Source organism: Arsukibacterium sp. MJ3 (assembly GCF_000987765.1).
GTDB lineage: Bacteria > Pseudomonadota > Gammaproteobacteria > Enterobacterales > Alteromonadaceae > Alishewanella.
The window spans coordinates 17,015-27,472 of record NZ_LAHP01000028.1; the positions used below are offsets into that span (position 1 = coordinate 17,015).

The window sequence follows — 10,458 nt, forward strand, 5'->3', positions numbered from 1 at the left end:
TAAAGCTGGTCCGGAAATCGTTGGCATAAGATAACACGGAACGTAAAAGTCGGCATTAATTCAGGGAGGATTCAGATGGCAATTTCTGACTGGCCAATAACCGAACGACCACGAGAAAAGCTGCTGCAATTAGGCGCTACGGCGTTGTCTGATGCTGAATTACTGGCCATATTCTTGCGCACCGGGGTTAGTGGTTGTGATGCGGTATCGTTAGCCCGGCAGCTATTAAACCATTTTGGCTCGTTGCGGCGTTTAATGGCGGCTAGCCAGCATGAGTTTTGCCAGGCAAAGGGTTTGGGTGAAGCTAAATTTGTGCAATTACAAGCGGTACTGGAGCTAAGTAAACGCTACATGCAGCAGCAATTGCAGCGCGAAACCGTATTTACCGAGCCGGCATTGGTAAAAAAATATTTATCGCACATGATTGGCCATGAGCAGCGTGAAATATTTTTATTGCTTTACCTTGATAATCAACACCGTCTGATTGCCAGCGAGCCATTATTTATGGGTACTATCGATGCGTCACCGGTGTATCCTCGTATTGTAGTTCAACAGGCTTTAAAGCATAATGCAGCCGCCGTTATATTGGCTCATAATCATCCTTCCGGGGTGGCAGAGCCAAGCCGCGCCGATAGGGCAATAACGGAGCGTCTGACCCAAGCCATGGCACTGGTAGATATTAAAATACTGGACCATTTTGTGGTAGGTGATGCAGAAGTGGTGTCTTTTGCAGAACGCGGCTGGCTTTAATAATACCGGAAAGATAATAGCGAGCTGCCATAGGATCTGCCTGGGTGCCATTTAAATTCTCTTGAGTTTAATGGGGCTTTCGTGTATAAAGTGCGCCCTCATCCATTTTCGGGGCAACCTTCAAGGCCAGAAGGGTGAATGATAGCTCGAGCTGACGTAATTTTGGAGAAATATAGACATGTCTAAAGTATGCCAAGTAACTGGCAAAGGTCCGATGGTAGGTAACCGTCGTTCGCACGCCAACAACGCGACAAAGCGCCGTTTCCTGCCTAACCTGCAAACTCACCGTTTCTGGGTTGAAAGCGAAAACCGTTTTGTTACTTTACGTACTACCACTCGTGGTATGCGTATTATTGACAAGAATGGTATCGACGCTGTGTTAATAGACGTTCGTGCCAACGGTCACAAGGTATAAGGAATTAACTCATGCGCGATAAAATCCGTTTAGTTTCTTCTGCCGGTACTGGTTTCTTCTACACTACAACGAAGAACAAACGTACCATGCCAGAAAAAATGGAAATTAAAAAGTTCGATCCTAAAGTGCGTAAGCACGTGATTTTCAAAGAAGCGAAAATCAAATAATCGACTTAAAAACCCGGCCAACGCCGGGTTTTTGCTTTTTACGGCCCGCCTAAGTTACTATGCCGCTGCCACAACTCGTCAAATGTGCAGACAGGTGTATTTATGATAAAACTCTCTCGTCGTAACTGGAATAACGTACTGATTTTTGCCGTACTCATTCTGATGTTTGCGCTTTATGGCATACCGCAGCGCTTGCAGCAGCGGGCAGCAACGGAACACCGGCTTATTCCCGCCGATAGCCAACTGTTAATGGTAGGTTATGCCACGCAGCGGTTGGTGAAAGCCGGCCCAGAGTGGCAGTTACAACCTGCGGGCTCTGCTAAGGTTGATGCTACGCAGTTGGCATTGGCCTGGCAGCATAGTCAGTTACTGTTGGCAGAGACCGCACCAATGCAAAGCCGGGTGCCGGTAGCGCAGGCCAGTGTACAATTGGTTGGTGCTAATGCCCCTATTATTTGGTTACTGTACCCTGACGATAAGCAGTATTTATTGCAGCAGGCCGGGCAAAGCCAGTTTTATCAGCTTAGTGTTGTTCAGGCTATGCAATTATTTTTACTGGAGTAACCCCAATGCCAGAATTACCTGAGGTTGAAGTATCCCGTCAGGGCATTAGCCCCTATTTAGAAGGCCAGCAGCTGCTGGGCGTTGTCGCTCGTCAGCGCCAACTGCGCTGGTGGATCCCTGATGAGGTAGTGCAGCTAACCCCGCAGCCTATTCTGGCGGTAAGCCGCCGCGCCAAGTATTTGCTCATTAGTCTGGCGCAGGGTGACATTATTTTGCATTTAGGCATGTCGGGCCATTTAAAAATGGTTGCCACAGATACGCCACCAACCAAGCATGATCACCTGGATTTGTTATTGTCTAATAATAAGCTGTTGCGCTTAAATGACACCCGGCGCTTTGGTGCGGTATTATGGCAAGCTGCCGGCCAGCCGCATACGTTATTGGCAGCATTGGGGCCAGAGCCACTTACTGACGCCTTTACGGCGCAAACGCTTATTAGCGCCTGTGCTAAACGCTCAGCGGCCATTAAACTGGTGCTGATGGACAATAAGGTGGTGGTTGGGGTGGGTAATATTTACGCCAACGAAGCATTGTTTAAAGCCGGTATTTTGCCTGCGGCAGCTGCCAATAGCGTTACGGCAGATAAGCTGGCGTTACTGTGCACGGTAGTGAAAGAAACGCTGGCAGCCGCCATAATACAAGGCGGTACTACGTTAAAAGATTTTAGCCAGGCAGATGGCAAGCCCGGCTATTTTAAACAGCAATTACTGGTTTATGGCCGGGGTGGGCAACCTTGTACCAGTTGTGGTGAGATATTAGCTGACATCCGCCTTGGCCAACGCAGTACCGTGTTTTGTGCGGTATGTCAGAGCTAAGTTATCAATGCTAAGTTAAAAGCTTCTTTTCGCCATTATGCGCAGTTCTGCTGCCCCTAAATTCTGATCATCTGTCAATGCTTTAGTAATATCTAAATGCACCATTAAACCCCGGCTTGAATGCGTAGATAACAGCCGCACACCCGCACCAATACCAAGTAGTGTTCCACCTGACGAGGTGTTGGCGGCTTGTTCGTCGGTGTCCCAAATTTTACCTGCATCAACATAACCGGCAAAAGCAACATCGAGTAACTGCCACAGTGACCAATCGGTATAATGGCGATATTCTGCTGTGGCTATTGTTCGCGATTCACCACTACGGAAATAGACGGGATAAGCTCGCAGGTCATTGTCGCCGCCAATGTACAACGGCGCATCGCGAAATAGGTTTTGTCCTTTATCTACGGTTATCTTACCCACTATGCTGCTGTATTCGTTTAGATGTTTAATCAATTGCCAGTGACTGCTGGCTAGAAACTGTGGCTGGTCAAACTGGCGCTGTAGCCAACTGGCGTCGGCTAGTAGCCATAAGTCTGCAGCCAGTTGCCAGTTATTCATTGCAGTTACAGACCAAAAAACAGCGTTGTTATCCGCACCTAACCCCTGATTATATTGGCCCAGACGGGCATTGAGCTGCCAGCCAAGGTTAAAATCCTCGGTGCGATTAAACGAGTTAACATTAAACAATTTTTTATATTCTGCCTGAACAAATTCATATTCCAGCCAATATCCTGACAAATTACGGTTTTCCGGCACATTGAGCAGCGAGCGTTCATTTTCCTGAAACTTAAAACTGTCCAGTTCCACTGCAAATTTTAGTCTATGAATATTTTTAGTTTGAATCGGAAGTTTGTAACCAAATTCTGCTTTTGCATGGTTGTTGCGGCGCTGATAGCTATTGTATTCATCGCCAGCATCATATTCATTAACGTCTTCGGTTACCCTGTCAATGTCAAAGCCCAATGCCCAAGGAGAAGACAGCCGATAAAAAGGCCGGTTGACACTTATCAGATAGTTATTACCATCACTGTTTTTGTTGTAACCAACAGAGGTATTCCAGAAACTGCCAAAAATGTTAGGTGATAAAAATGCGACACCCACACCGGTGCGCTCACTGTCATGTTTATACTCCAGGCTTAGCCTGTTACCGCTACCCAGCAAATTGTCCTCTTCAAAACCAAAGGCGCTTTTGCTTTTACCGCCTTCGCTGGAGAAATCTACGGTAGGTAATAATGACCAGTTGTCCCAGGTGGCTACGTTGACAATAACGCCATTGCTGGCAGCACAATAATGAGTAATGCGTACTTCTGCTTCTCTAATGTAACGTCGGCTACGCAATAAACGTTCGGTTTCGGCTAAATCGGCTAATACTAAAGGGCTGTCGGCATAAAATAATAAATCATCTGCCACTACCGCCTCGTTGGTTACGGTATGAGTATAGTTAGCAAATCTGTGCAACCAAAAGGTGTCTTTGTTGGTTAAATCGAAAACGTTGTAGGCATTGTAAGTAATACTTTGCACAGTAACGCCTTGCTCATCTATTAGAAAATGATTGTCTGCTACAGCCTGACACTCTGCCGACACCTGTTGGGCATAGAGCAGCATAATCGCGGTACTAATGAGCGTTTTCATAAGTTACTCCGTTGCTGACGAACAGTCAGTATGGCTGATACACCTTAAGATAATATTAACGTAATCAGACTCTTTTGGAGCATGTAAACCGTTTTTAATAATAGTTTTATACATTATTAGAATCTGAACTTTGCTGTGGGGTAACAGCCTGTGGTTGAACCAAATGTACGGTACGTTGCGGAAACGGAATTTCTATGCCTGCTTTATCAAAGGCTATTTTAACTTCTTCCTGAAAGCTGTTGCGTAAATCACGGAAGTTCTCCCGTTTGGTCCAGACACTAAACTGAATACTAAGCGATGAATCAGCAAAACCGTTAAAAATAAACAGTGGCGCCGGTTCGTCCAGGCTAAGTGGGTTATTGTCGGCGACGTGTTGCAGTATTTGCCGCACTTCGCTGATATTTTCTTTATAGGCGACGCCAATCATTAAATCGAAGCGACGGATTGGAAAGCGCGTTAGGTTGATCATTTCGGTTTTAATCAGACTTTCATTGGGAATACGCACATATAGATTATCGAAAGTACGCAGTTTCACCGACAGCAAGTCTATCGACAATACTTCGCCGGTGGTATTGCCTACTTTAATAATATCGCCCAATTGAAAGGGTTTTTCGCCAATTAAAAATAAACCGCTAATTAGATTTGACGCCGAGGTTTGTGAAGCAAAACCAATAGCCACCGATAACACACCGGCAGCACCTAATAATACACCCAGAGAAAAACCAAGCTGACGCAAGGCTGAGGCAAAAAACAGTGCCAGCACCAGCCAATATACCAACCGCTTAAACAACACTGCATGATGCTGTGAAAAGTGTCGAATTAACAGTTTTTGCACCGCACGGCTGGCCACACTGGCTAGCAGTAAACCGACTGCCAGCAAAATAACGGCTTGCAGAATATTGACTACCTGTTCCGACAGTAAATAGGCCGTTAATTGCGCCATCATTGGCTACTCCTGTTAGTCATTAAACATCTCGGTAAAGGCCCGAATTAGCCCGTGCTTTTCAATATGCTGCCGCGGTGCCGTTAAGCGGGCGGCTGTCGTCACTCCGCTTGGTAGCTCTTTACCTATTCTAAAACGGGTTAGTGCATGGTTACCCTCATGCTGCAAGGTAATAGGATCGGTCCATAAACTGCCGTCAGCTAAACCATAAACGGCTAAATAGGGTACTGGAATACTCAGTTTATCCAGTACTAACATGCTGTTAGCCTTGTTTTCAATAGTAACGGCCGTGACGGCTCGGTGTGGCCTGGCCAAAAGCGCTGCTCTGTTATGACGTGCCTGTGTTTTATCAGCGTAGCATAGCTCGCCATGTAAGGTAGATGGGCCAAACCAGGTGTCGGATAACCGCTGGCTGGCAATTTCAACCAGACTGCAAGTTGGCTGTTGCAAGCTTAGGTTTATCACTACCGGTGAGCTGATGTAAAATACGGCTTGCTCTGCCGGGGGAATGCTTAACGGAGTTCGTGTTTTTACTACTACCGGCCTGTCGAGTAAGGTTGGCATTAAACAAAAAGCGGCCGGAGAATCCCGAAAAATAAAACGTTGCAGGTTATCAAGTTCCGGTAAGCTGGCAATACTGTGGTTGTGCAGCTGATACCGTTCTTCCGGCTCGTGTTGTCTAGTGTAACCAAGTAACCACTCGGTGCGCAACCTTTGCACATACAGCGTTAATGGCCCCAGCGTGTATTGCCAAATTTGACCACACTCTAAGCTTACAGGCAGCCACCATGGGCTAGGGGCCGGCGTTGTGTTGCGGTGTTGTGGTTGCATATACTATCCAATAAATTGGTTTAGACACTAGCATGCTAGCAGAGCAAGCCTGAGTATACCGTTAATTGTTTCACCATCCCGGTTGTTATCTTAGCCGGCAGAACCTAAAATAATGGTTAATTTTTTCTTAATAAGCAATATGTTATTTTATTTGAGCCGCTGACTCTCACCTTTGTTGCCATAGGGTATCAGACTACAGGCAGCCACTTACTGGCTTAATCTATGCCGTTATGCGCTAGTGTACCGAGGGCTTTATGACACTATGCTTAATACGTTAAGCCTGCAACGCCCTGACAGCACAGTCAGGCCAGGAATAGGAGGTTACTATGGAATTACCCGTTCTGATTGACAGGCTGCGCACGGCACTGGAAAACGATACTGTTTTATTGTTGCAGGATCAGTTAGAAGATGTGCATCCGGCCGATTATGCAACAGCAATTACCGAGTTCTCGCTTGCGCATTTATGGATTTTACTGACTGCGTTACGCCGGGCCGAGCAAGCAGAAGTATTTGGTTACCTTCCTGCTGAAGTGCAGGTAGCACTGGCTATTCAGATAAGCCGACGCAAATTGGCGCCAATTATCCGCCAGATGTCATCAGATGAACGGGCCGACTTATTTAACCACTTAACCGCTGAGCAGCGTGAAACGCTATTGCCGGCGTTGGCGCAAGCTGAACGTGAAGATTTACTGCGCTTGTCGAGCCATCGGGAGGGTACTGCCGGTGCAATTATGACCTCAGATTACGCTTTACTGGCCGCCGATATTACGGTGCGCGATGCGCTGGATGTGCTGCGCCGTGAAGCGCCCGACAAAGAAACTATTTATTCAGCTTATGTGGTGGATGACGCCCGCAAGTTAATTGGCGTGGTGTCGCTGCGCGAACTTATTCTGGCGCCGGTCAGCATGCTGGTTGATGATTTGATGAACCACGATCCTATTTTTGCCACTGTTGATATGCCGCAAGAAAAAGTAGCCACGATGATAGCGAAGTACGATTTACTGGCACTGCCGATTATTAATACGCTGCAGCAAATGGTGGGTATTGTTACTTACGATGACGCAATGGACGTTGCTGCTGAAGAGGCGACTGAAGATTTCCATAAAACAGCCACCATTGGCAAACTGGACGGGAATGTTAAAGATGCCAGTATCGGTTTATTGTACCGTAAAAGGGTATTTTGGTTGGTGATACTGGTATTTGGTAATATTTTCTCAGGAGCAGGCATTGCCTATTTTGAAGACACCATAGCCAGCTATCTGGCGTTATTATTCTTTTTGCCACTGCTTATCGCCAGTAGCGGCAATGCCGGTGCACAGGCGGGTACTTTAATGGTACGGGCACTGGCTACTGGTGATGTAAAGCTGCGCGACTGGGGCTCGTTATTGGCAAAAGAATGCGTGGTAGCCGGCTTGCTGGGTTTAACTATGTCGGTCGCGGTAATAGGGCTCGGCTGGTGGCGAGGCGGTTATGATATTGCCATTGTGGTTGCCATGACCATGATGCTGGTCGTGATGGTGGGCAGCCTGGTGGGGTTATCCTTGCCGTTTTTATTAAGCCGCTTAAAGCTCGACCCGGCCACCGCCAGCGGGCCACTTATTACCTCTATTGCTGACGTGGCCGGGGTAGTGCTGTATTTTTCAATTGCTACCTGGTATCTGGGGTTGTGATATTTTGTAGCAAACAGCGCTTTTTACCGCAGTAAAAACTCCTGTCTTTATAACTCATAAATTTTCGTTGCAAAAAATAAAACCGCATGTAAAATCGCGTTGCATTTTAAAGGAGATTATATGCGCAACATGATAAAAACAATAGCAATCACTTCAATGTTAACCACTACTGCCTTTGCCGGCGCTGCCCAGGCAGAAATGTATTTTGAACTGGGTGCAACCCAGTTCTCTGCAGATCTTGACAGTGAAAGCATCAGCCATTTTGGTGCTGTGGGAGTGCTAGGAACTACGCTTAAAGCAACAGAAAAGTTTGCTCACAAAATTGAAGCGTTAGCTGTTATCGGTTTGAACTCTGACAAAGTATATGGCGTAGATGTAAAACTGCAATCTTTAATCGGTGCAGCCTACCGCCCAACCATCATACTAAACGATTCAGTTTCGCTGTATGCCCGTCTGGGTGTGTTTAATGGCCGTGTTAAAGCCAGTGGCTTTGGCATGAGTGAATCAGATTCAAGTACTGAAGCTGGTTTTGGTGTAGGTATCGATTTTAAAAAGCTGTCGTTGTCATACTTAAATGTTGATGACACGAATTTTGTTACTGCAACTTACCGTTTCTGATAACACTTAGATGTTGTCAGGACAGTAATTTTTGTGTACTAAAGCCTGATATCTCAGGCTTTTTAATTTTAAGTTTGTGCTCGAGACGAACAGCCATTATAACTCCATGTCGTTTTACTCTGCTGTTATGACTCTGACGTGAATAATGACTCTGGCGTTAAGAGCTATTAATGCCAGTAATAACCCCAGATTTTATTCCAATGCCAGAAAACCGCTATGGCAATAGCCGTCAGCCAGGCCATCGCCTTCTATGTCTATTTGGCTCCAGGCATCACTATTGCCAATTACATTAACGTGCTGCCCACTGACTAAGGTGGTTTTAATATCAAACTGGGTACCTGGTCCTGCCCGTAGTCGCAGACCATCCCGTGCGGTTACCTGCAAGATAATGGACAGGCACAGGCAAGATACTCCCATAGCTATTTTACTACTTACAGCAACCCGGGCGACAGCAAAGGTTATACCGGCCACAACATGATTAACGACTTTGACGTTATTCATATGGGCGGCCGGACGTACAACCCAAACCTGGGAAGGTTTATGCAGGCTGACCCCATTGTGCAGGCGCCAGGTAATCTGCAAAATTACAACCGCTATAGTTATGTGCTGAATAATCCAATGAGTTTTACCGACCCAAGCGGTTATTTTTTCAAAGCGGTAGGTAAGTTTGTTAAAAGATATTGGAAACCTTTAGTTGCTGCAATTGCAACGGTCATTACATATGGTGCTGCATCGTCTTGGGTCGCAGGTTGGGGTGCTACTTGGGGAGCCGCGGCAACGGCTAGTAGCGCAGCTACTTTGACATGGGCTGGAGGAGCTGCAGCTGGTGCAATGGCTGGATTCGTTGGAGGAGCTGTAGCCACGGGCTCTTTAAGAGGCGCTGCAAACGGAGCTTTTAGCGGAGCAGTCTTCGGCGGTATAGGTTCTGCTGGTTGGGGATCGGAAGCTACATTGGGCGCGCACGCTTTAAGCGGTGGAGTTATATCGGATCTTCAAGGTGGTAACTTTGGACATGGATTTTGGACGGCTGGAGTAATGAAAGGCGTCGGGCTAGTAAATACACCTGGCGCTGGAGCATCAATTGGCCAAATAACTAGCCGAACTACACTACAGGCTATGGTTGGTGGAACCATTTCTAGAGTCACAGGTGGGAAGTTTGCAAATGGCGCTATTACGTCAGCTATCCAATATGTAGTTAACTCTCTGTCTACAGCGATTACTGACACTTGGGATGACTTTGCAAAGGGAACATCTAAATTTTTCTCCTCATTAGGAAAAAGAGTACTTGGGGTCGCAGGCGCTCTATTTGGAATAGATGATACTATTAAAAGAAATTCATATTTACACCACTACACGACAAATGAATTCAAAGCTTTAATTGATGAATCAGGTTATATTATGCCGGGTAAATCTACTGGGAAAATATGGTTAACCCCAGATGTATATAACACTGGAGTGGATGCTAGAGCAGGCCTGGCGTTAGATAAAACTCCAAATGGTTATTATAAAATTCCACTGACAAATATTCCACCGCCTTCCTATATAGGTACTGTCATACCTGACAATGGTCAGCTTGGTGGTGGAAGAGAAGTTATTGTGACAAGTCCAGTAAGCGTCAAAAACGCAAAGTGGGTTAACATTCCATCGGGGGAGTAATTGATGCAAAAGTTCTTAGTTTGTCTTGACTATGATACTGGAGGGATTTGGAGAGCTGTTCTGGCTGATTCAGCGTCTACTATTAAAGAAAAGTATCCTGAACTTGAAGTAGAACTCAGAAAACCAGAGTGGATGAGCGATGATATGTATGACGACATTATGGACCACGCCATTGATCTAGATAATTCCAACAATAAGTTGTTTAAAACTATTTTATCGTTGCGCTCAGAATAACCGATATCGTGAAACGTCTACCTACAACAGCAGAGGAATGGTATCGAATAAGCTGGTAAATACGGCAGGTCATAGTTTTAGCATTAGCAGCACTTATGACATAGACGGGCGACTAGACTTATTAACTTACCCCAGCTGGTCACTCAATCCTACTACTGACGAT

At 46.1% G+C, this 10,458-nt stretch carries 13 protein-coding genes; 9 read left to right on the plus strand and 4 right to left on the minus strand.

Features of this window, described 5'->3' with window-relative positions; genetic code table 11:
* Window positions 1–75: 75 nt before the first annotated feature.
* From radC to mutM, 5 genes are all read left to right on the plus strand, one after another.
* Complete coding sequence (gene radC, locus VT06_RS15520; RefSeq protein WP_046555246.1) at window positions 76–750, plus strand: DNA repair protein RadC; 675 nt, start codon at window positions 76–78, stop codon at window positions 748–750.
* 178 nt (window positions 751–928) lie between these two features.
* The gene (gene rpmB, locus VT06_RS15525; protein WP_046555247.1) at window positions 929–1,165 is read left to right on the plus strand and encodes a 50S ribosomal protein L28; all 237 of its coding nucleotides are present in this window, start codon (window positions 929–931) and stop codon (window positions 1,163–1,165) included.
* Between the two features lie 11 nt (window positions 1,166–1,176).
* Complete coding sequence (gene rpmG, locus VT06_RS15530) at window positions 1,177–1,332, plus strand: 50S ribosomal protein L33 (protein ID WP_008219722.1); 156 nt, start codon at window positions 1,177–1,179, stop codon at window positions 1,330–1,332.
* A 102-nt stretch (window positions 1,333–1,434) separates the two neighbouring features.
* Window positions 1,435–1,896: a hypothetical protein gene (locus tag VT06_RS15535; RefSeq protein ID WP_046555248.1), complete on the plus strand. Its 462-nt coding sequence runs from the start codon at window positions 1,435–1,437 to the stop codon at window positions 1,894–1,896.
* Window positions 1,897–1,901: 5 nt separating this feature from the next.
* A complete protein-coding gene (mutM, locus tag VT06_RS15540) occupies window positions 1,902–2,711 on the plus strand; it encodes a bifunctional DNA-formamidopyrimidine glycosylase/DNA-(apurinic or apyrimidinic site) lyase (protein ID WP_046555249.1) in 810 nt (269 codons plus the stop codon).
* 15 nt (window positions 2,712–2,726) lie between these two features.
* On the opposite strand, the gene VT06_RS15545 is transcribed toward mutM, so the two are convergent.
* From VT06_RS15545 to VT06_RS15555, 3 genes are all read right to left on the minus strand, one after another.
* Window positions 2,727–4,343, minus strand: coding sequence for a BamA/TamA family outer membrane protein (locus VT06_RS15545; protein ID WP_046555250.1), 1,617 nt, complete (start codon window positions 4,341–4,343; stop codon window positions 2,727–2,729).
* Window positions 4,344–4,449: 106 nt separating this feature from the next.
* Entirely contained in the window at window positions 4,450–5,289 is an 840-nt protein-coding gene (locus tag VT06_RS15550; protein WP_046555251.1) for a mechanosensitive ion channel family protein, read from the minus strand.
* Window positions 5,290–5,301: 12 nt separating this feature from the next.
* Window positions 5,302–6,117, minus strand: coding sequence for a hypothetical protein (locus tag VT06_RS15555; protein WP_052750311.1), 816 nt, complete (start codon window positions 6,115–6,117; stop codon window positions 5,302–5,304).
* Between the two features lie 326 nt (window positions 6,118–6,443).
* Between VT06_RS15555 and mgtE the strand changes: the two genes are divergently transcribed.
* Complete coding sequence (gene mgtE / locus VT06_RS15560) at window positions 6,444–7,787, plus strand: magnesium transporter (protein ID WP_046555252.1); 1,344 nt, start codon at window positions 6,444–6,446, stop codon at window positions 7,785–7,787.
* Between the two features lie 120 nt (window positions 7,788–7,907).
* Window positions 7,908–8,405 carry an outer membrane beta-barrel protein gene (locus VT06_RS15565; RefSeq protein ID WP_046555253.1) on the plus strand — a complete coding sequence of 166 codons (498 nt, stop codon included), beginning with the start codon at window positions 7,908–7,910 and terminating at the stop codon, window positions 8,403–8,405.
* Window positions 8,406–8,597: 192 nt separating this feature from the next.
* On the opposite strand, the gene VT06_RS15570 is transcribed toward VT06_RS15565, so the two are convergent.
* Window positions 8,598–8,906, minus strand: coding sequence for an SH3 domain-containing protein (locus VT06_RS15570; protein ID WP_052750312.1), 309 nt, complete (start codon window positions 8,904–8,906; stop codon window positions 8,598–8,600).
* Here VT06_RS15570 and VT06_RS17645 point away from each other — a divergent pair, their 5' ends adjacent.
* Window positions 8,907–10,061 (plus strand): RHS repeat-associated core domain-containing protein, encoded by a 1,155-nt coding sequence (locus VT06_RS17645; RefSeq protein ID WP_235357454.1) that lies wholly within the window; start codon window positions 8,907–8,909, stop codon window positions 10,059–10,061.
* A 3-nt stretch (window positions 10,062–10,064) separates the two neighbouring features.
* On the plus strand, window positions 10,065–10,295 hold the full coding sequence (locus VT06_RS15585) for a hypothetical protein (protein ID WP_046555257.1): 231 nt from the start codon (window positions 10,065–10,067) through the stop codon (window positions 10,293–10,295).
* Window positions 10,296–10,458 lie beyond the last annotated feature (163 nt).